The organism is Rhizobium album (assembly GCF_003122325.1).
GTDB lineage: Bacteria > Pseudomonadota > Alphaproteobacteria > Rhizobiales > Rhizobiaceae > Metarhizobium > Metarhizobium album.
On record NZ_QFBC01000011.1, the window covers coordinates 175292 to 195437 of the forward strand.

Here is a 20146-nt window from a genome sequence, read left to right on the forward strand (position 1 = left end):
TGCAATGACCCCACATTCGGATCAAACGGCGAAGCTTGCGATCGTCACCGGCGGCGCCACCGGCCTCGGCCTTGCCTGCTCGAAGCGGCTGCTGCAGCTCGGCTACCGCGTCATTTCCCTCGGCATGGACAAGGAAGAGGATATCGACCACCCGCTCTACAGTTATGAGCGCTTCGATGTCACCGACACTGCGGCGATCGCGGCTCTGGCGGCAAAGACCGAAGGGCTCGACGCGCTGGTCAACGCCGCCGGCATCATCCTGCATGAAGGGCGGGAACTGACCAGCGACGGCTTCAAAAAAGTCATGGACGTCAACCTCGGCGGCACGCAGGAGCTTTGTTTTGCCCTGCAGGACGCCCTGAAGGCCCGCAAGGGCGCCGTCGTCAACTTCGCGTCGATGTGGTCGATCTTCGGCTCGGGCCGTAACCCGGCCTACTCCACCAGCAAGGGCGCCGTGCTGCAGCTCACCCGTGCACTCGCCGCCGGCTGGGGCGGTTCCGGCGTTCGGGTCAATGCCGTGGCGCCCGGCTGGATCAAGACCCGCATGTCGGTGGCCGCCATGAGCGACCCGGAACGGGCCGGCCCGATCCTCAAGCGAATTCCGATGGGCGATTGGGGCGAACCCGACGATGTGGCTGCCGCCGTCTGCTTCCTGCTGTCGCAGGATGCGCGCTATATCAACGGCATCCTGCTGCCGATCGACGGCGGCTATTCGATCGCCTGATCGCTGCGTTTCAGGATCGCCGTATCCACCAGGTTGGATACGGCGGCGATATAGGCCTCGATGGTCGTGCCGCGCTTGCGGTATTTGCCGCGCTTGACGTACCAGTCCTGCAGCAGCGGCTTGATCAGGGCGGCCGTCAGGTCGGGATCTGTGATTGCGAAGCGTTTTTCGGCAACGCCGCGGCGCAGAACGGTAGCGAAGACCGCTTCGGTCGCCGCCTCGCTGTCGACGGCGAAGCGGCGGGCCTGAACCGGGAAAAACTTCGCCTCCATGAAGGCGAAGACGAACCAGCGCTGCATGGCTTCGGTCAGGCGGATATGGGTGTCGATCAGCCAGTCGAGGTGTTTTACGGGATCTGCCGCCGCCTCCGCGGGCGGGTTTGCCAGCACCTCCCCGACCGTAAACGAGACTTCGGCGAGGATCATCATCAGCAAGGTATTCTTGCTGTCGAAATAGGAATAGAGGCTGCCCATGCTGACACCGGAAGCCTGCGCAAGATCCCGCAGGCTGGTGGCATGAAACCCCTGCTTGTTGGAGAGATCCAGAACCGCATCGACGATCAATGCCAGCTTCTTGACGGCGACGTGATCCTTCTGCACCCGGATGGTCGAGCGGTGCCGCTCGAGAATACGGGCGCACAGCGTCTCGGTGGTGAAATCGGCAAAAGGTCCTGCGGGGCCGGTCAAGGTCGTCTGTCCGTCGTCTGAGATCTATCCGACAAATTTATCGATAACCCGCTTGCAAAAGCAATCGTCGACGCATAAAAAAATAATCGAGCGCTCGTTCGATTTTTGGGAGGAAATCGTGACCTGGCAAGATCTTGCAGGAAAAACAGCTTTGATAACCGGCGCATCCAGCGGCCTCGGCCTGCATTTTGCGCGGCTACTGGCCGGCTATGGAGTGCGCGTCGTTCTCGCCGCGCGCCGCGTCGATGCGATCACCGCGCTTGCGGATGAGATGAAGGCGGCCGGCGGCAAGGCCGAACCGGTGGCGATGGATGTCGTCGACGGTGCGTCTGTCGAAAAGGCCTTTGCCGCCATTGGCGACCGGCTCGATATCGTCGTCAACAATGCCGGCATCAGCGGTGCTGCGGCGGCGATCGACATGCCGCTCGAAGAATTCGACCGCGTCATCGATACCAATCTCAAGGGTGTGTTCACGGTTGCTCAAGCCGCGGCGCAGCGCATGCGCGGCGAAAAATCCGGCGGCACGATCGTCAACATCGCCTCCATCCTCGGCTTGCGAGTGGCCGGCCAGCTGGCGGCCTATGCGGCGTCGAAGGCGGCCGTGGTGCAGCTGACCAAAACGATGGCGCTGGAATGGGCGCGCTACGGCATTCGCGTCAATGCCCTGTGCCCCGGCTACATCGAAACGCCGATCAACAGCGAATTTTTCCAGACCGAAGCCGGCAAGGCGCTGATCAATCGCATTCCGCAACGCCGGCTCGGCCAGCCGAGCGATCTCGATGCGCCGCTGCTGCTGCTGTGTTCGTCGGCCGGCGCCTACATGACCGGCTCGGTCCTTGCCGTCGATGGCGGCCATCTCGTTTCGTCTCTTTGAGGAGCGTATCCCATGAATTTCGAAATCCCGCCGCTGGTCGAAGATTTTCGCGCCCGTATCGCGTCCTTCGTGGAAAGCGAAATCCTTCCTGTCGAGGCGGACAAGGCCTCCTATGACGAACACGGCAATATCGCGCATGGCCCGCTGGATGCGCTGCGGCAGAAGGCGAAGGCGCAAGGGCTCTGGTGCCTGCAGCTGCCTCGCCCCGACGGCATGACCATCGGCCGGGTCGGCATGGCCGTCTGCTACGAGGAGATGAACCGTTCGATCTTCGGTCCGGTCGTCTTCAATTCGGCGGCGCCCGACGACGGCAACATGATGGTGCTGAATGCGCTCGCCACGCCGGAGCAGAAGGAAAAATGGCTGAAGCCGATCATGGAGGGCAAGGTCCGCTCGGCCTTCGCCATGACCGAACCGCATCCCGGTGGTGGCTCCGACCCCTCGATGATCCGCACCCGCGCCGAAAAACGCGGCGACAGATACATCGTGAACGGCCGCAAATGGTTCATCACCGGCGCCGGCGAGGCAAGCCACTTCATCCTCATCGCCCGCACCTCGGACGATCCGCGCCACGGCCTGTCGGCGCTGATGTTTCACAAGGACCAACCCGGCTGGAAGATCCTGCGCCGTATCGAGATCATGGGGCCGGAAGAACATGGCGGCCATTGCGAACTGGAGTTCGACGGGCTGGAGATTCCGGAGGAAAACCTGCTGGGCGGCGAAGGCCGGGGGTTGAAGGTGACGCAGGTCCGGCTTGGTCCGGCACGGCTGACGCATTGCATGCGCTGGCTCGGCCTCTCCAAGCGCTGCGTCGAGATTGCCCGCGACTATGCCGAGCGGCGCGAGGGTTTCGGCATCCGGCTTGCGGAGCGCGAAACCATCCAGGTGATGCTTGGGGAACTGGCAATGGGCATCGAGGTCGGCCGCCTGCTGGTGATGAAGGCGGCGTGGGAACTCGACCGCGGCAGCTTTGCACGCAAGGAAGTCTCGATGGCAAAGATCCACGTTGCCAACCTCTTGCACAAGGCGGCCGACACGGCGATCCAGATCAATGGCGCCCGTGGCTATTCGAAAGACACCGTGCTGGAATGGATCTATCGTTACGCCCGTCAGGCGCGGCTGGTGGACGGTGCCGACGAGGTGCACAAGATGGTGCTGAACCGGCACCTGGCCGAGGAAGCGCACGGCTTCTGGCGGTGGGACGTCGCACCGGCGGCCTGAAGACCTGATCGATTTGGGCGGGCGGGAGGCCTGCCGAGGAGGAATGGATGCAGCTCGACCCTCATCTTTCGCCGCGTTCCGCCAATCACCGGCCGCTGACGCCGATCGACTTTCTCGACCGGACCATCGGCACCTTTCCCGGCCGCAAGGCCGTCGTCTGGCGGGAGGAAAGCTGGACCTATGCCGAGTTCGGCCGCATCGTCGCCCGCTTCGCCCGCTTTCTCATGGAGCGCGGCATCGGCCGCGGGGATGTCGTTTCGGTCATGTGCCCGAACCGCCCGGAGATGCTGGCGGCGCATTATGCCGTGCCGATGGTCGGCGCCGTCCTGAATTCCATCAACACGCGGCTTGACCAGGCCAGCATCGCCTACATCCTCGACCATTCCGGCAGCAAGCTGATGATTGCCGACGGCAGCTGCCTCGCGATAGCCGAGACGGCCGCGGCCACCGCCGGCGTGCCCTTGTTGCTGTTGTCGGATGACGGGCGCGAGCGTGGTGAAAACCGGCTTGCTGTGCTGGAGGATACGCCGGTGGAGCCGGTGGACCATCGCCATGCCGTGATCGACGAATGGCAGCCCATCTGCCTCAACTATACCTCCGGCACCACGGGCAATCCGAAAGGCGTCGTCTACCATCACCGCGGCGCCTATCTCAATGCGCTCGGCAATGTCCTGGCGCTGGGGCTCCATCAAAGGTCGGTCTACCTCTGGATCCTGCCGATGTTCCATTGCAACGGCTGGTGCCATACATGGGCGGTGACGGCGGCGGGCGCCCTGCATGTCTGCCTCGACCGCGTCGATCCCGTGCTGATCTTCGAGGCGATCGGCAAGCGCAACGTCACGCATATGTCCTGCGCGCCCGTGGTCCTCTACATGCTGCTCAATCATGAAGCCCGCAAGACGCGGGATGCCGGCCGCCGCGTGCTGGTGGCGACCGGCGGCGCCTCGCCGACGAGCGCCCTGATCGCCCAGCTGGATGCCCTGGGTTTCGACCTGGTCCATCTCTACGGCCTGACGGAATCCTACGGGCCGGAAACGATGTGCGCGCTGGACGAGCTTCAGGCCGAACTCGACGCGACGGCAAAGGCGGAGCTTTTGGCCCGCCAGGGCACGCGGCACATCACCGCCAACAGCTTGCGGGTCATCGACGAGGCCGGCGAGGACATCCCGGCCGACGGCGTGGCGGTCGGCGAGATCGTCCTGCAGGGCAACACGCTGATGGCCGGTTATTACCGCGACCCGGAAGCGACGGAGACTGCCTTTCGCAATGGCCTGTTCCACACCGGCGACCTTGCCGTGCGCCATCCGGACGGCCAGATCGAGATCCGCGACCGCTCCAAGGATGTCATCATTTCCGGCGGCGAGAATATTTCGAGCCTCGAGATCGAAAGCGCGCTGCATCAGCATCCTGCGGTGCTGATTGCAGCGGTCGTGGCGCTGACGGATCCGAAATGGGGCGAAATCCCCTGTGCCTTCATCGAATTGAAGAGTGGTCACCAGCCGACGGTCGAGGAATTGCAGCAGTTCTGCAAGGAGCGGCTTGCCGGTTTCAAGGTGCCGCGGCGCTTCCTGTTTCGCGAACTGCCGAAAACGGCGACGGGCAAGATCCAGAAATTCGTGCTGCGCGACATCGCCCGGCTGGAAGCCGGCGAGGCAGGCGGCCATCGCGGCGGGACGGCAGGATGACGGCAAGCGGTGCGGATGTGAGCGTGGTGGGAAACGCGGATTTCGATGCAGCGGCCCTGCACCGTTTCCTCATCGACAGTTTTGGTGAAGGGCCGGCGCCGCTCGAACTGGAGCGGATCAGCGGCGGCCAGTCGAACCCGACCTATTTCGTCACCTTCGGCAGGCGCCGCATGGTGCTGCGCAAGAAGCCGGCCGGCAAGATCCTGCCGGGTGCACACGCCATCGAGCGTGAGTACCGCGTGCTGAAGGCACTGACGCCGACCGAGGTGCCCGTGCCGCCGGCTATCCTGCTTCACGAGGATGCCGAGCTGATCGGTACGCCCTTCTACCTGATGGAGCGCGTCGATGGCCGGGTGTTCAGCGATTGCGCTTTGCCGGAGCTGCCAAGGGAAGAACGGCGCGGCATCTATATGGGCATGGCGGATGCCCTGGCGGCGCTGCACCGCGTGCGCCCCGACGACATCGGCCTTTCCGACTACGGCAAGCCCGGCAACTATTTCGAACGCCAGATCGGCCGGTGGACACGGCAATGGCGGGAGTCCGGCAGTCCGAGGATTGCCGCACTGGACGAACTTGCCGACTGGCTGCCGCAAAACCTGCCGGCCGACGACAGCGCCGTATCGATCGCCCACGGCGACTTCCGGCTCGGCAACATGCTGTTCCACCCGACCGAGCCGCGGGTGGTGGCGATTCTTGACTGGGAACTGTCGACGCTCGGCCATCCTCTCGCCGACCTGGGTTTCTGCTGCATGCCCTGGCACACCAGCCCGGACGAATATGGCGGTATCCTCGGCCTCGACGCCGCCGCGCTCGGCCTGCCGGACGAGCGGGATTTCATAACACGGTATTTTTCGACGGCCGTGCCGACATCGCCGCTGACGCGTTTCCACGTCGCCTTCGCCCTCTTTCGTTTTGCCGTCATCTTCGTCGGCATTGCCGACCGGGCACGGGCCGGCAATGCGGCCTCCGCAAATGCCGCCTCCGTCGGCCCGCTGGCCGAGCGATTTGCCGTGCGCGCCCTTGACGTGGCCTCCGGACGCCAGAATTTCTGACGTCCGGCAGGTTGGTTACCGCGGCAGGATCTTTGCCGCCTGCAATTCTTCGAAGATGCCGTCGAACATCTCCTCGGTATCCATGCAGTCATGGAAGCCGTGCCTGCGTGCCTTGATCGTCGAGACGATCGAGTGATGCGGATAGGTGCGGCCGTGGCGCAGCAAATAGTCCATGAACTGCCAGGATGCGACGATATCGCCATAGGCATTGTTCACCAGCCCGTGTTTTTCGACGATGCGGTCCCAGACCGGCGCCTTGTCGGCCATGACCTCGGCCAGCGAAAAACTGTGGGAGATGCCCGGCTCGACGCCGAAGCGGCGGGCGAATCCCGGCCAGAGCGTCGGCCAGGAGAAGCAGTCGCCATTGGCGATATTGTAGATCTCGCCACGGCAGCGCGGCTCGCTGCCGGCCCATTTGATGGCGCGGCCGAGCAGGCGGGCATCGACCGCCTCCTGCAGGCAAGCAGGCCCGCCGGGAAAACGCAGCGGTTGGCCCAGCTCCCGGCAGATCGAGGCGTAAACGCCCAGCGCCGTGACCGCATTCATCGGATTGCCGAGCGCAAAACCGCAGACGATCTGCGGCCGCAGCACGGTGACATGAAAACCGTCACGTTCGGCGCGGGCGCGGGCAAGATCCTCCTGGTCGTAATAAAAATTGCCGGCGATGAAGCGCGGATCGCTTTCTTTCGCCGGCATTTTGTAGGAGCCGTGGTGCACGCCGTAGGCCTTGGTGCCCTGCAGCAGCGTCAGGTGCCGGAAGGCGATGCCGGCTGTGCCGAGCGCATCGAGCAGGTTTTTCAGCATCAGCGTGTTGCGGCCGATCTGCGTATCCGACGTCCAGCCGGAGACCAGCGAGGCCTCTTCCTGCAGCGCCGTATAGACCACATGCGTGAACGGTCCCTGGCCGCTCAGGGCGGCGGCAAGGCTTTCCGCATCACCGAGATCGGCGGAAATCCATGCGGCGCGCGTGGAAAATTCCGGCCTGCGGCGTGAGAGGCCACAGACATCCCAGCCTTCATCCACCTCGTAGGCCTCAAGTGCAGCCCTGCCGACGACACCGAGTGCGCCGACGATCAAAACGGATCCTCCTTCCGTCCTGGTCATGTTTCCTCCTCCTTGTCTGGAATGAAAGGCGCCAGACAAAGTCCGGCACCCGATAGATCTCAGGTCTCGAAACTGCTCTTGGGCTGGGAGCCAAGCAGCCGCTCCAGCCTTTCACAGGCGATCTGCAGGGCTTCCACCGACGGCGGCGAGCCGATGCAGAGCCGCACCGCATGCGGCATCGGCCGGCGCCCGACGACAAAACTGTGGGTCGGGGCGATGGTGACGCCGTCGGCCGCCGCCGCCTCGACGAAATCCTCGGCGCGCCATTGCTCCGGCAGCGGCAGCCAGACATGCGGGCTGGCGATGTCGGTCTTGGCCATGCCGAGCAGCGGAAAGGTTGCCAGCAGCGACAGGCGGCGGATGTTTTCGGCCTGCTGCCAGCGGATCATCGCGTCGAGGCGGTTTTCGCTGATCCAGCGTGCGCCGATTTCCGCGGCGATCAAGGTTGCCGATCCCGTCGACATGCCGACGCCGGACTGGGTGCGGGCGACATCGTTGAGCGGCGAAACGAGGCAGCCGACCTTCATGCCCGGGCCGGCAATCCGCCCGAGACTGGTATGGAAATGAGTCCTTTCCGGTGCCAGTGCCGCGATCGGCGGGTCGGGATCGGCCATGATCGTGCCGTAGATATCGCTTTCGATGATCGGCAGGTTGAAGCGCCGGGCGATCTCGGTGATCGCCACGCGACGGGCAAGCGGTAAGGTTGCATTGGTCGGGTTCTGGCAGCGCGTCGTCACGTAGATCGCGGCGATCCGCTCGCGCTGGCAAAGCTCGGCAAGCGATTCCGGGATCATGCCGTCCGCGTCCATCTCGACGCCGATCAGGCGGCGGTCGAGATAGCTGGCGACCGATTTCATACGCGGGTCGGTACACTCCTCGGTGGCGATGATTTCGCCGGCATGGGTGATGGTCGAAAGGGCTGCCATGGTCGCGTGCTGGCCGCCATTGGTGATGACGATCTGTCCGGCGGAGGCGCTGATGCCATATTTTTCAAGCCATTGCGCCATCGCCCGGCGATGCGCCGGCTGCCCGGCCGTGGGCGACGAGCCGAGGATCTGCTGTGGATGGTGTTCGGCAATGATTGCCTTCAGCGTGTCGGACAGCGTGGTATCGAGGTCCGGCACCGGCACGCGATAGGTGCCGAGATCGATGATCTCGCTGGTCGGCTCGTCGATCTTTTCCGAGCGGGTGCGCCCGCCCGCGATGAAAGTGCCGCGTCCCACATGGCTCTCGACGAAACCCTGCTGCTCCAGCTGGGTATAGGCCCGGCCGACGGTCGCGATAGCAACTCCCAGTTGATGCGCGAGCTCCCGCTGCGGCGGCAATCGTTCACCCGCCACGAGAATGCGCCGGGCAATGCCGTCGACAATTGTGGAAACGATGGTGGCGTAACCCGGCTTTTCGCCGAATTGTATCATCTTGCTCAGCATATTCGTATATCAATATTTTGATTGTCATATGCCAATAACATGCATAATCTCTTGGCGAAAGCGCAAATCTGCATCCATCCACGATTGGAGGTCGGGGTGAGCGAAAGGCGGATCGGCAGTTTTCAGACGTCATCTGGGAGGAGACAAAAAGATGCATCGACTTATTCGGCGCCCGAAATCCGTGGAGCGCGATCTCGACATTCTTTCAAGCATCGACACGAAAGGCCTGATCTCGCGGCGTGAGCTGATGCGCCGCAGCGCGCTGTTCGGCGCGGCAGCGACGCTGTCCACCTTTGGCGGGGTTCTCTCCGCCGCCGGCCAGGAAGGTGGCGGCAAGGTAACCGTCGGCCTCGACAGCGGCGCGTTCACGCCGATCCTCAAGACCTTTGCCCCGGAATTCAAGGCGGCGACGGGCATCGAGGTCGAGTTCGCGTCCTATCCGCTCGGCAACATGTACGACCAGAACCTGCTGGCCCTGCGCCAGGGCACGGCACGTTTCGACGTGTTCGATTTCTGGCCGAATTTCGTCGGTGACTTCGGACCGTTCCTGACGCCGCTCGAAGAGGTCGGCACGCTGGACGAGCTGAATTTCAACGATATCGCCAAGCCATTCCAGCAGCTGAACATCTATGAAAACAAGATCGTCGGCGTGATGATCGACGGCGATATGTTCATCAATACGTACCGCACCGATCTCTTCGAGAATGCCGAGGAACAGGCGGCGTTCAAGGGCAAGTACGGCTACGACCTGGCGCCGCCGAAGGGTTACAAGGAATATCGCGACACCGCGGAATTCTTCACCCGGCCGGACCAGAACATCTACGGCCTCGTCGAAGTCACCAGCTTCTTCGTCTACGCCTTCTTCATCAATCAGCTCGTGCAACTGGGCTCCGAAAAGGGCGTCCGTTACGGCGAACTCTTCGATGCCGAAATGAAGCCGCAGCTGGTGAACGAGATCGGTGAGGAAGCGCTGCGCCGCTACGCCGAACTGACCGCCTTCATGCCCAAGGATCTTGCCCAGGCCATGCCGTGGGATGTCGGTCGCCAGATCTTCTTCGACGGTCGTGTCGCCCAGGCCAACTGGTGGACCGACATGCCGAAGGGCGCGGCCGATCCGAAGATCTCCAAGGTTGCCGGCAAGATCAAATGCGCCCGCTCCTTCGGCGACGTCACCGTCCTGCCCTACGGCCGGGCCGTCGGCATCGCCGGCAATTCGAAGAACAAGGAAGGCGCCTTCAAGGCGATCGCCTGGATGCAGCAGTCGGCCCAGGCCAATCGCTGGGTGGCGGAAACCTTCGAGCAGTCGTTGATGGACCCCTGGCGCAACAGCATGTTCGACGATCCGAAGAGCACCTTCCCGCTGCAATCGGAATCGGGTTTCGCCGATAATTTCGCTTCCGTCAGCAAGGAGCTTCTGGCGAGCCCGAAGGCCTATCTCGACATTTCGATTCCCGGCACCAATCGCTATCTCGCCTCCATCATGCAGCACGTTCCGCGTGCCGTTACCGGCCAGGCGACGCCGAAGGAAGCGCTGGAGGCGATGACCGCCGAGTTCGAGGAAACGACCGAGACCTACGGCCGCGACCGCCAGATCGCCCATTACGAGGAATATCGTCAACGGATGATCAAGCAGGGCTACTGGTCCTGATCCTCCCCGCCGGCAGCCGCGGACATCGTCCGCGGCTGCCGGTCATGACCGCACGCTCGAGGCGCGGTTTAACGTTGTGACATGAATCCCGAGTGAACCGATGACCACCATCTCACGTCCGAGCGCCGTTGTGCATGTCCCCCCCAAGTCCCGGGAGGGAGCCGAAGAACGGCGCGCGACATGGCTGCTGCTCGGACCGGCACTTGTCTTTCTGGGTGCCTTGTCCGTCTGGCCGTTCGTTTACCTGCTCTACGCCTCGTTTACTTCCTATCAGCTGGCGATACCCATCCCGATCGAATGGGTCGGCTTCAAGAATTTCAGCCGCGTCATCACCAATGCCCGCTTTCTCAGCAGTCTCGGCATCACGCTGATCTTCGCGCTGGTTGCCGTCCCCCTGCAGATCCTCATCGGCATGGGGCTGGCACTGCTTTTGAACGGCATCACCCGCGGGCGCGAGCTTTATGCCTCGCTGTTCCTCATCCCGATGATGGTGGCGCCGATCGTCGTCGGCTTTTCCTGGAACCTGTTCCTCAACCCGATCTACGGTCCGCTGAATTCCTTCCTGAAAGCCATCGGTTTCGAGCCGCCGGCCTGGGCGCAGTCGCCGGACTGGGCACTGCCGACGCTGGTGCTGGTCGATACTTGGCAGTGGACGCCCTTCGTCATGGTGGTGCTGCTCGCCGGGCTGAAGTCGATCCCGTCGCGGGTCTACGAGGCGGCTAGGGTCGACGGTTCCAACCGCTGGCAGACCTTCTTCCATATCGTCCTACCGATGCTTTATCCCTACCTCACCGTCGCTTTCGTGCTGCGCTTCATCGACAGTTTCCGCGTCTTCGACATCATCTACATTTTGACGCGCGGCGGGCCGGGAACCAGTACGCAGAACCTTGCCTATTACACCTACGACATGGGTTTCGGCCGCTTCGAGTTCGGCATCGCCGGCGCGCTCAGCATCATCCAGCTGATCCTGCTGACGGTCGGCACGATGCTGATCCTGTCGCTCGCCAAGCGTCGGGACAGGGCGCCGGCAGCCGGCAAGGCCTTGCCGCCGACCGTCGTCAGCCATGCCACCCAGCAGCTTCAGGGAGCGAATTCATGAGCGGCCACGTTTCCCCCTCCCCGGCCTCTGCTTCGGAAGGCAACCGGTTGATGATGACCCTCGGGATCGTGGCCAAGCATGCGGTGATCGTGCTGATCCTGGCCTTGTTCCTTCTGCCGCTCGCCTGGCTGCTGCTCACCGCCTTCAAGCCCTATTCCGAGCTGTTCACCACGCCGCCGACGGTGCTGCCGGTCAACGGCACGCTGGTGAATTTTTCCGAGGGTTGGGCCATCGGCGGCGGCAAGGGCATCGGCGACAGCCTGATCGTTTCGTCGATCTCGACGGCGCTGTGCCTCATCCTCGGATTTCCGGCCGCCTATGCGCTGGCGCGACGCTTTCCTCCGCACGGCCAGATGAGTTTCACGATCCTGTCGCTCAGGATGCTGCCGCCGATCGTGCCGGTCATCGGTTTCTACATCCTGTTCCAGGAACTGTCGCTGTTCGATACCTACACCGGTCTCGTCATCGTTTACACTTTCATGAACCTGCCGCTGGTGATCTGGCTGCTCGCCGAATTCATTCGCCAGATTCCCAAGACCTATGAGGAAGCCGCCCGCATCGACGGCGCGCCCTGGTATCGGCTGTTCTGGGACGTGCTTTTGCCGCTCTCGGCGCCGGGCATCCTGACGGCCGGCATCCTGGCGATGATTTTCGCCTGGAACGAGTTCCTCTTCGCCCTGGTGCTGACCGGCGAAAAGGTCATCACCCTGCCGAAGGCGCTGGCGAGCTTCTTCCTCTTCCAGCAGCCGAACTGGGGCCAGCTCGGCGCCATCGGCATCGTCGCCATCACGCCGCTGCTCATCGTGTCCTATTACATGCAGCGGTCGCTCATTCGCAGTTTTTCCGTCGAGCTCGGCGGACGGTAAGGAGAACATCCATGGCCTCAGTCACCCTTTCCGGCGTCAACAAATGGTATGCCGGTGTCGTGCACGCGGTGCAGGATATTTCCTTCCGCATCGAGGACGGAGAATTTTTCGGCCTGCTCGGCCCGTCCGGTTCCGGCAAGACATCGGTTCTGCGCATGCTGGCCGGCCTGGAACGGCCGACGTCCGGCACGATTGCCTTCGACGATGTGCCGGTGCAGGCGCGCAGCCCGCAGGAACGCAACGTTGCGATGGTCTTCGAGCAGAATGCCCTCTACCCCCACATGACCGCCCGGCAGAACATTTCCTACCCGCTCAAGATCCGCGGCCTGTCGAAAGGCGAGATCGAGACGAAGGTGGCGGACGTCGCCAACATGCTCAACATCGCGCATCTGATCGACCGCCGCGCCTCGCAGATGTCGGGCGGCCAGCAGCAGCGCGTGGCGATCGCCCGCGCGCTCGTCCGCCGGCCGAACCTCTTGTGCCTGGACGAGCCAATCGCCCATCTCGACACGCTGCTGCGTGCCCGGCTGCGCGGCGAGCTGAAACGCCTGCAGCGCTCGCTCGGCACGACGTCGGTCATCGTCACCCACGATCCCATTGAGGCCATGACCATGACAGACCGGATCGCGTTGATGCGCGACGGCGTGATGCAGCAGATCGGCACCGCCGACGAGATCTACAACCGACCGGTCAATGCCTTCGTGGCCCAGTTTTTCGGCCTGCATTCGATGAACGTCTTCACGGTCTCCGACGTCAGGGATACGCCCGAATTCTCCGGCCAGTGCGGCGGGCAGAAGGTGCTGCTGCCCGATTGCGTCAAGCCGCATGTCCAGGCGGACAGGCGTATCGCCATCGGCGCCCGGCCGAGCGGGGTTTCGGTTCACAAGCAGGGGCAGGCGCCGCGCGGCGCCGACATGCTGTCGCTTTCCGGCCGCGTCTATGTGGCGGAACAGCTTGGCGATTCCATTCTGGTTACGGTCCAGGCCGGCGAGACGACCATCCAGGCGATGACGCCGCCGAGCCAGGTTTTCGGCATCGACGAACCGGTGGACATCACCATTCGCGAGAACGCTCTTTATGTTTTCGACGGCGACCAGCGCACGTTGCGGTTTGCCTCCGGCCAGCCCCTGCCTGGCGCGGACCGGATCGCATCCTTCGGCTGAGGTGACGGATGGCTTATCTGCTCGGCATAGACAAGGGCACCTCCGTCATCAAGTCGGTTGTGTTCGACGACAAGGGCACGGCGGTCGGCATTGCGCAGCGCCGGGTCAAGGTGCTGCAGCCGAAACCCGGCTGGCATGAGGAGGATGCGACCGTCACCTGGTCGCTCTGCGTCGAAACGATCCGCGAGGCTTTGGCCAGTGCCGGCATTTCCGGCGGCGATATCGCGGCAATCGGCATTGCCGGCCATATGGGCGGTGCCTGGTTGGTGGACGGGCAAGGAGCCCCCGTCCGCAACGCCATCTGCTGGCCGGACGAGCGGGCGCAGGCCGACCAGCTCAAAATCGAGGAGGCCGGCCTGATGAAGGAGGCCTTTGCCATCTCCGGCAACGGCCTGATGCCCGGCATCACTGCCGTGCTGCTCGGCTGGCTGAGCAAACACGAGCCGGACAGCCTTGCCCGCACCAGGGCGGTGCTCTGCGCCAAGGATTATCTGCGCCTGTGCCTGACGGGACAGATGGCCACCGATCCATCCGACGTTTCTTTTGTGCCTGGCGATATCGATGCGCGCAAACATTCGAAGCGGGTGCTCGACATTTGCGGTGCAGGTGACTGGTTCGACAAGATGCCGGAGATCCGGCCTTCGGGCGATGTCGCCGGCGAGGTGACGCCGGAAGCGGCCTCGGCCACCGGGCTGCGCGCCGGGACGCCTGTGGTCACCGGCCTCGGCGACGCCTCCGCCAATGCACTCGGCGTCGGCGCTATCCGGCCCGGCTCCGCCTTGACGGTGCTCGGCACCAGTTGCCTCAACAGCCTGGTCATGGACCGGCCGGAACGGGCGCCGGAAGGGCTCGGCTTCCTGTTCGCCATGCCGCTCGACCGCTATGTCCGCATCCTGCCCAACACCTCGGGCGCCATCTCCTTCGACTGGTTCCTCGACCGTTTTGGCGCACCGCTGACACCTCAGGGCAGCCCGGACTTCGCCGCGTTGGAGGCAAAGGCGAAAGCCGTACCGCGTGGAGCGGGTGGTGCCATATTCATTCCTTATGTCAACGGTGCCGGCGTCCTGGCCCCCTTCTACGATCCGCTGGCGCGCGGCAGCTTCTTCGGCGTCGGTAGCCATACGAGCTACGACCACCTGTTGCGGGCTGTCTACGAAGCCCTGTGTTTCGCGACGCGGGATTGTTTTGCGGCGATGAGCGTGCAGCCGACATCGCTGGTCCTGACGGGCGGCGGCGGCAAGAGCGCCTTCTGGGCGCAGATGTTTGCCGATGTCTGCGGCCTGCCGATAGAGATTGCCGCTGCGGAGGAATCCGGTGCGCTGGGAGTCGCCCTGCTCGCCGGCGTTGCCGCCGGTATCTGGCCGGATATAGAAACGGCTGCGGTGGCGACCGCACGTGTTGCTGCCCGTTACGAGCCGGACCCCGGTGCTGCGGCCGAATATGACGGCTGGTTCGAACTTTATCGCCAGACCCGTGATGTCTATCGGCGTTATTCGCAGCAACGCGCCGCCCTGAAGCCGGCAAAGGTGGCCGCATGAGCTACGTCATCGGCATCGACAAGGGAACGACGACGACAAAGGCTGCGGTTTTCGACGCGCGGGACGGCCGGGTGCTGGCGACTGCACGTCGTGCGACGAAAAGTTTTCGGCCCAATCCCGACTGGCACGAAGAGGATATGAACGGCACCTATGACGGTGTCGCCGCCTCGATCCGCGAGGCAATCGCCAATGCCGGCATCGATGCTCGGGATGTCGCCGCCGTTGGCGTCAGCGGCCATATGGGCGGCCTGTGGGCCCTGGATGAACACGGGCAGCCGGCGGGGCCTGCCATCGCCTGGCCGGATGCGCGCGCCGCCGGCATGCTGGAGCGCTGGAAGGAAGAGGGCAAGGTCGACCGTCTGTTCGCCATCTCCGGCAATGCACCGATCCCCGGCCTGTCGCTGGTGCTGCTTTCCTGGCTGAAGGACAACGATCCGGCTTTCTATGGACGCATCCGCACGGTCTTTCTCGCCAAGGACTACGTCAACTATCGGTTGACCGGCGTGATCGCCACCGATGAGTCCGATCTCTCGCTTTTCCCCTGCGATATCCGCAACCGCCGGCCCTCCGCCGAACTGTTCGCCATCGCCGGCATTCCGGAGATGCAGGAAAAACTGGCGCCGGTGCTGCAGATCGGCGAAACCGTCGGCCGGGTGACGGCGCAGGCGGCGGCTGAAACCGGGCTTGCCGAGGGCACGCTCGTGGTCACCGGCGCCGGCGATGCGGTGGCGGCGGCCATCGGCGTCGGCGCGCTGGAGGCCGGGCAGGCGGTGACGGTCATCGGCACCAGCTTCATGAACAACCTGACGGTCGACGAGCCGCTCCTCGAACCGGCAGGCGTCGGTTTCCTGTTCCTGATGCCGGATGGCCGCTGGCAGCGGCTGATGTCCAACACCGGCGGCGGTTCGTTATGCCTCGACTGGATCCTGCAGGCCTACGGTGCCAAGGCCTATGGCACCTCGGAGATCGACTTCGCCCGCGTCGAAAGCGAGGCGCGGGCCGTGCCGGTGCTCAGCAACGGCCTGATGATCCATCCTTACTTCAATACGTCCGGCATGTCGGCGCCGCGTTACGAACCGCTGGCCCGCGGCTCGATCTTCGGCCTCGACCTGGCGACGACGCCGGCCGCAATGGTGCGCGCGGTGATGGAAGGCGTCGCCTTCTCGATGATCGATTGTTACGGCGCGCTCGATGCCCCGGTCGAGACGATCTGCATCACCGGCGGCGGCGCCCGTTCGGCCTTGTGGCGGGAAATCTGCGCCGCGGCGATGAACAGGCCGCTCTCCGTGCCGGAAGCAGAGGAGACGGGCGCGCTCGGTGTCGCCCTGCTCGCCGCGCATGCCGCCGGTTTCTACCGGACGCTGCCGGAGGCGGCGCGTGCCATGGTGCGCATCGTCGATACCGTCAAACCCGACCCATGCCTCACTGAGCGTTACGCCAAGGCCTATCCGCTGTTTCGCGATCTTGGCGGCGATCTCGCTCCGCTCTGGAAACTTCGTGCTCAACTCGTGGAGCGCTCTCAGCCCAAAAAGGATGCGCCATGACGCTGACGACCAGACACCATATCCTCTTCGATCTCGACGGCACGCTGGTGGATACGCGCGCCGCCGTGGTGGAGTGCTACACGCGGGTTTTCCGCAACAAGCTGGACAGCGCCTTTCCGCCGAAGGATTTTCCCGTTGCCGATCTGTTCGCCATGCGCCCGGCGGAGGTGTTTGCGGTGGTGGCGCCGGATCGGGTGGAGGAACTGCACGCCGCCTACCGCGACACCTATCCGCAATGCACGGCGCTGGTAAAAGTGTTTGCCGGTATCCGCGACATGATCCTGGAACTGGTCGATGCCGGACGCCAGGTCAGCGTCGTCACCAACAAGGGGCTGGAACGCACTCTGATCGACCTCGGCGTTGCCGGCATTCCTCCGGAAACTTTTACCACCATCGTCACCGCGGAGGACACCGTCGAGCGCAAGCCGCACCCGGCGCCGATCCTGCTCGGGCTCAGCCGTGCGAACGGTAAAGTTGAGGATGCCGCCTATGTCGGCGACGGGCCGCAGGATATTCTCGCCGCCCGCGCCGCCGGCATGCCGGCCATAGCCGTCACCTACGGTTTCTACGATCGCACGATCCTGGAAACCCACGCACCGGATGTGATCGTCGACAGCCCGGCCGCACTTGCCGCCGCCTTGGGAGTTGACGCTGCCTCAGCCAAGGGAGCCGCGGAGTGAAACCCTTCATCGAAATCACCGACGGCCTCGCCTTTCCCGAAGGCCCGGTCCTCATGCCTGACGAAAGCATCATTGTCGCCGAAATCGGCGCCGGCACGCTGACGCGGATCACCGCTGACGGCGCCAAGGCGACGCTCGCCACGGTCGGCGGCGGGCCGAACGGCCTGGCGCTCGGGCCGGACGGGCATCTCTATGTCTGCAACAACGGCGGCTTCACCTGGGACCGGTCGAACGGTCAATGGCGCCCGGTGGGCAAAGCGCCGGATAACAGCGGCGGCAGCATCCAGCGCGTCGATCCGCAAACCGGCGCAGTCGAGACGCTCTACAATCGCTGCGGCGGCATTGCGCTTTCGGCGCCGAACGACATCGTCTTCGACCGGCACGGCGGTTTCTATTTCACCGACCATGGCCATCGCCAGGGCCGTAGCGTCGATTTTGGCGCGGTCTATTACGCCAAGGCGGACGGTAGTTTTATCAAGGAAGTCGCCTATCCGCTGGTCGGGCCGAACGGCATCGGCCTGTCGCCGGATCATCGCACCCTCTACGTCGCCGAAACCTCGTCCGGCCGGCTGTGGTCGTGGCGGATCGAGGCACCGGGAGAGTTCGCCAGGCCCGACTGGCCCTCGCCGACCGGCGGCGACCTCGCGGCCGGCCTTGCCGGTTTCCAGCGCTACGATTCGTTGGCGGTGGAGGCAAACGGCAACATCGCCATCGCCACGCTGCGCCTCGGCGGCATCGTCGTCGTGTCGCCGCAGGGCGAGGAGGTCGAGCGCATCCGCACGCCTGATCCCTACACCACCAATCTGTGTTTCGGCGGTGCCGACATGACGACGGCGTTCGTCACGCTGTCGGGCACCGGCCGGCTGGTTTCGATGCAATGGTCGCGCCCAGGCCTTGCCCTCTGAACCGTCAACTTCCGCTCATCGTCAAGAGGAAACGACCATGACCGTCCTGAACCATCCGCCTTCGGAGGTGGATCTTTTTGCGCTGAAAACACGCGCGCTCAACCTGCGCCGCAAGATGATGATGATGGCAAGCGGCAAGGGCGAAGGCTACATCGCCCAGGGCCTCGGCATGGCCGATTGCCTGGCCACCCTGTATTTCCACGAAATGCGCTACGACCCGCAAAACGTCGGTTGGCGGGAGCGTGACCGTTTCGTGCTGTCCACCGGCCATTATTCCATCGCCATGTATGCGGTTCTGGCCGAAGCCGGCGTCCTTTCTGCGGACGAACTGCCGACCTACGGCCTGAACGGTTCGCGCCTGCCGATGAGCACGTTCGACGAAACGCCCGGTGTCGAGATGGTCGGTGGATCGCTGGGCCACGGGCTCGGCCAGGCCGTCGGCATGGCCATGGCGCTGAAGCTCGACGGGTCCTCCGCGCGTGTCTTCTGCGAGTTTTCCGATGGCGAGCTGCAGGAAGGATCGACCTGGGAGGCCGCCATGGGCGGCGCCACCTTCAAATGCGACAACCTCGTCGCGCTCATCGATTGCAACGGCATCCAGGCGGATGGGCCGGTCACCGTGAGGATCGATCCCGTCGCCGACAAGATGACCGCCTTCGGCTGGGAGACGCTGGAGGTCAACGGCAACGACATCGCCGCCCTGACGCGGGCGCTCGCCGCATCGCGCGAGAAGAACGGCAAACCCAAGGCAATCGTCATGCGCACCACCCCCGGCTTCGGCATTCCCACCATCATGGCTCGCGACCGCGCCCATTTCGTCCGCATCGACAACAGCGAATGGACCGCGCTCATCGAGGAACTGGAGAGAGAAAATGGCTGAGATCCAGACCGGCACCATGCCCGGCCGCACCCGCGGCATGGGCGAACTGATCGATATCGCCGGCAAGGTGACCGAGATCGCTCCTTTCGGCCGCACGCTGGCCGAGCTCGCCTCCGAGCGGTCTGACATCGTCGGCCTGACGGCGGATATGGGGCGCTACAGCGACATCCTGCCATTTCGCGATGCGCATCCGGATCGCTTCTTCAATGTCGGCATGGCCGAGCAGAACCTCATCATGATCGCCGCCGGCATGGCAAAGACCGGCAAGATTGCCTATTGCACCACCTATTCGGTGTTCATCACCCGCCGCGCCTATGATTTCGTGGCACTTGCCTGCGCCCATTCGATGGCGAACGTCAAGATTTTCGCAGGGATGCCGGGCCTGGTGAACGGCTACGGCGCCACCCACCAGGCGACCGAAGACCTGAACATGATGCGCGGCATCGCCGATCTCACCATCATCGATCCCTGCGATGCGACCGAACTCAAGCAGGTGGTGCGCGCCTGTGCCGATATTCCGGGCACCGTCTATGTCCGCAATCTGCGCGGCAAGGTGCCGGTCGAACTCGGGCCGGACTATGTGTTCGAGGTGGGCAAGGCGAAGGTCCTGAGGCCCGGTCGCGATGTCGGCATCATCTCCACCGGCTACATGTCGGCCCGCGCCCTCGATGCGGCGGCCCAGGCGCAGGAAAACGGCAAGGATGCCGGTGTGCTGCACGTGCCGACGATCAAGCCGTTCGATGCGAAAACCGTGCTGGAGTTTGCCAGCCGTTTCGACCGATTGGTCGTCGCAGAGAACCACAAAACCAGCGGCGGCCTGACCTCGCTGGTGATAGAAACCCTCTATGACGCCGGCATCGCCAAGCCGCTGATCAAGATCGGCCTGGAAGACAGCTTCTTCGAATGCGGCTCGCAGGAATATCTCGAGGCCAAGTATGGCGTCGATACGCCGCGTTTCGTCCGCGCCATCGTCGAAGGCCGATAGAGGCTGCGTCGAACAGTGCCGTCGCCATGCCGGCGGCGGCAGGAGGCGATTGCGGGTCGGGA

The 20146-nt window shown here is 64.0% G+C and carries 18 protein-coding genes; 15 read left to right on the forward strand and 3 right to left on the reverse strand.

The window, feature by feature from the left end; translation table 11 throughout:
• The first annotated feature begins 4 nt into the window (after positions 1–4).
• The gene (locus DEM27_RS21695; RefSeq protein ID WP_109460339.1) at positions 5–724 is read left to right on the forward strand and encodes an SDR family NAD(P)-dependent oxidoreductase; all 720 of its coding nucleotides are present in this window, start codon (positions 5–7) and stop codon (positions 722–724) included.
• Here DEM27_RS21695 and DEM27_RS21700 read toward each other — a convergent pair.
• Positions 709–1410 (reverse strand): TetR/AcrR family transcriptional regulator, encoded by a 702-nt coding sequence (locus tag DEM27_RS21700; RefSeq protein ID WP_109460340.1) that lies wholly within the window; start codon positions 1408–1410, stop codon positions 709–711. The genes DEM27_RS21695 and DEM27_RS21700 overlap by 16 nt on opposite strands.
• Before the next feature lie 118 nt (positions 1411–1528).
• On the opposite strand from DEM27_RS21700, the gene DEM27_RS21705 reads away from it, so the two are divergent.
• Genes DEM27_RS21705 through DEM27_RS21720 form a run of 4 tightly spaced genes read left to right on the forward strand, consistent with a single transcriptional unit; the run spans position 1529 to position 6242 of the window.
• Complete coding sequence (locus tag DEM27_RS21705) at positions 1529–2284, forward strand: glucose 1-dehydrogenase (RefSeq protein WP_245446004.1); 756 nt, start codon at positions 1529–1531, stop codon at positions 2282–2284.
• A gap of 12 nt (positions 2285–2296) precedes the next feature.
• Positions 2297–3505, forward strand: a complete 1209-nt coding sequence (locus DEM27_RS21710) for an acyl-CoA dehydrogenase family protein (protein ID WP_109460341.1) — start codon at positions 2297–2299, stop codon at positions 3503–3505.
• Between the two features lie 47 nt (positions 3506–3552).
• Positions 3553–5190, forward strand: coding sequence for an AMP-binding protein (locus DEM27_RS21715; protein WP_109460342.1), 1638 nt, complete (start codon positions 3553–3555; stop codon positions 5188–5190).
• Entirely contained in the window at positions 5187–6242 is a 1056-nt protein-coding gene (locus DEM27_RS21720; protein WP_109460343.1) for a phosphotransferase family protein, read from the forward strand. Before DEM27_RS21715 ends, DEM27_RS21720 begins: the two co-directional genes overlap by 4 nt.
• A gap of 15 nt (positions 6243–6257) precedes the next feature.
• On the opposite strand, the gene DEM27_RS21725 is transcribed toward DEM27_RS21720, so the two are convergent.
• Both DEM27_RS21725 and DEM27_RS21730 read right to left on the reverse strand, forming a co-directional pair.
• Positions 6258–7346 carry an SDR family oxidoreductase gene (locus DEM27_RS21725; protein ID WP_109460344.1) on the reverse strand — a complete coding sequence of 363 codons (1089 nt, stop codon included), beginning with the start codon at positions 7344–7346 and terminating at the stop codon, positions 6258–6260.
• Positions 7347–7405: 59 nt separating this feature from the next.
• Positions 7406–8776 (reverse strand): aminotransferase-like domain-containing protein, encoded by a 1371-nt coding sequence (locus DEM27_RS21730; protein ID WP_109460345.1) that lies wholly within the window; start codon positions 8774–8776, stop codon positions 7406–7408.
• Positions 8777–8927: 151 nt separating this feature from the next.
• Here DEM27_RS21730 and DEM27_RS21735 point away from each other — a divergent pair, with 151 nt between their 5' ends.
• The 10 genes from DEM27_RS21735 to DEM27_RS21780 all read left to right on the forward strand — a co-directional run bounded on the left by DEM27_RS21735 (position 8928) and on the right by DEM27_RS21780 (position 20084).
• Positions 8928–10424 carry an ABC transporter substrate-binding protein gene (locus DEM27_RS21735; RefSeq protein ID WP_109460346.1) on the forward strand — a complete coding sequence of 499 codons (1497 nt, stop codon included), beginning with the start codon at positions 8928–8930 and terminating at the stop codon, positions 10422–10424.
• 100 nt (positions 10425–10524) lie between these two features.
• A complete protein-coding gene (locus DEM27_RS21740; RefSeq protein WP_109460347.1) occupies positions 10525–11523 on the forward strand; it encodes a carbohydrate ABC transporter permease in 999 nt (332 codons plus the stop codon).
• Complete coding sequence (locus tag DEM27_RS21745) at positions 11520–12389, forward strand: carbohydrate ABC transporter permease (protein WP_109460348.1); 870 nt, start codon at positions 11520–11522, stop codon at positions 12387–12389. Before DEM27_RS21740 ends, DEM27_RS21745 begins: the two co-directional genes overlap by 4 nt.
• A gap of 11 nt (positions 12390–12400) precedes the next feature.
• Positions 12401–13552, forward strand: a complete 1152-nt coding sequence (locus DEM27_RS21750; RefSeq protein ID WP_109460349.1) for an ABC transporter ATP-binding protein — start codon at positions 12401–12403, stop codon at positions 13550–13552.
• An 8-nt stretch (positions 13553–13560) separates the two neighbouring features.
• Positions 13561–15090, forward strand: coding sequence for an FGGY-family carbohydrate kinase (locus tag DEM27_RS21755; protein ID WP_109460350.1), 1530 nt, complete (start codon positions 13561–13563; stop codon positions 15088–15090).
• Complete coding sequence (locus tag DEM27_RS21760; RefSeq protein ID WP_109460351.1) at positions 15087–16634, forward strand: FGGY-family carbohydrate kinase; 1548 nt, start codon at positions 15087–15089, stop codon at positions 16632–16634. The genes DEM27_RS21755 and DEM27_RS21760 overlap by 4 nt, the downstream gene beginning before the upstream one ends.
• Positions 16631–17314 carry an HAD family hydrolase gene (locus DEM27_RS21765; RefSeq protein WP_109460352.1) on the forward strand — a complete coding sequence of 228 codons (684 nt, stop codon included), beginning with the start codon at positions 16631–16633 and terminating at the stop codon, positions 17312–17314. Before DEM27_RS21760 ends, DEM27_RS21765 begins: the two co-directional genes overlap by 4 nt.
• Complete coding sequence (locus DEM27_RS21770) at positions 17311–18219, forward strand: SMP-30/gluconolactonase/LRE family protein (RefSeq protein ID WP_280954530.1); 909 nt, start codon at positions 17311–17313, stop codon at positions 18217–18219. The genes DEM27_RS21765 and DEM27_RS21770 overlap by 4 nt, the downstream gene beginning before the upstream one ends.
• Positions 18220–18256: 37 nt before the next feature.
• Positions 18257–19099 carry a transketolase gene (locus DEM27_RS21775; protein ID WP_109460353.1) on the forward strand — a complete coding sequence of 281 codons (843 nt, stop codon included), beginning with the start codon at positions 18257–18259 and terminating at the stop codon, positions 19097–19099.
• On the forward strand, positions 19092–20084 hold the full coding sequence (locus tag DEM27_RS21780) for a transketolase family protein (protein ID WP_109460354.1): 993 nt from the start codon (positions 19092–19094) through the stop codon (positions 20082–20084). Before DEM27_RS21775 ends, DEM27_RS21780 begins: the two co-directional genes overlap by 8 nt.
• Positions 20085–20146: the final 62 nt, after the last annotated feature.

What these genes read in the sequence shown, in the direction of transcription:
- DEM27_RS21695 (WP_109460339.1), top strand. Translation starts at nt 5, where the DNA reads ATGACCCCACATTCGGATCAAACGGCGAAGCTTGCGATCGTCACCGGC.
- DEM27_RS21710 (WP_109460341.1), top strand. Translation starts at nt 2,297, where the DNA reads ATGAATTTCGAAATCCCGCCGCTGGTCGAAGATTTTCGCGCCCGTATC.
- DEM27_RS21715 (WP_109460342.1), top strand. Translation starts at nt 3,553, where the DNA reads ATGCAGCTCGACCCTCATCTTTCGCCGCGTTCCGCCAATCACCGGCCG.
- DEM27_RS21720 (WP_109460343.1), top strand. Translation starts at nt 5,187, where the DNA reads ATGACGGCAAGCGGTGCGGATGTGAGCGTGGTGGGAAACGCGGATTTC.
- DEM27_RS21725 (WP_109460344.1), bottom strand. Translation starts at nt 7,346, where the DNA reads ATGACCAGGACGGAAGGAGGATCCGTTTTGATCGTCGGCGCACTCGGT.
- DEM27_RS21730 (WP_109460345.1), bottom strand. Translation starts at nt 8,776, where the DNA reads ATGCTGAGCAAGATGATACAATTCGGCGAAAAGCCGGGTTACGCCACC.
- DEM27_RS21735 (WP_109460346.1), top strand. Translation starts at nt 8,928, where the DNA reads ATGCATCGACTTATTCGGCGCCCGAAATCCGTGGAGCGCGATCTCGAC.
- DEM27_RS21740 (WP_109460347.1), top strand. Translation starts at nt 10,525, where the DNA reads ATGACCACCATCTCACGTCCGAGCGCCGTTGTGCATGTCCCCCCCAAG.
- DEM27_RS21745 (WP_109460348.1), top strand. Translation starts at nt 11,520, where the DNA reads ATGAGCGGCCACGTTTCCCCCTCCCCGGCCTCTGCTTCGGAAGGCAAC.
- DEM27_RS21750 (WP_109460349.1), top strand. Translation starts at nt 12,401, where the DNA reads ATGGCCTCAGTCACCCTTTCCGGCGTCAACAAATGGTATGCCGGTGTC.
- DEM27_RS21755 (WP_109460350.1), top strand. Translation starts at nt 13,561, where the DNA reads ATGGCTTATCTGCTCGGCATAGACAAGGGCACCTCCGTCATCAAGTCG.
- DEM27_RS21760 (WP_109460351.1), top strand. Translation starts at nt 15,087, where the DNA reads ATGAGCTACGTCATCGGCATCGACAAGGGAACGACGACGACAAAGGCT.
- DEM27_RS21765 (WP_109460352.1), top strand. Translation starts at nt 16,631, where the DNA reads ATGACGCTGACGACCAGACACCATATCCTCTTCGATCTCGACGGCACG.
- DEM27_RS21775 (WP_109460353.1), top strand. Translation starts at nt 18,257, where the DNA reads ATGACCGTCCTGAACCATCCGCCTTCGGAGGTGGATCTTTTTGCGCTG.
- DEM27_RS21780 (WP_109460354.1), top strand. Translation starts at nt 19,092, where the DNA reads ATGGCTGAGATCCAGACCGGCACCATGCCCGGCCGCACCCGCGGCATG.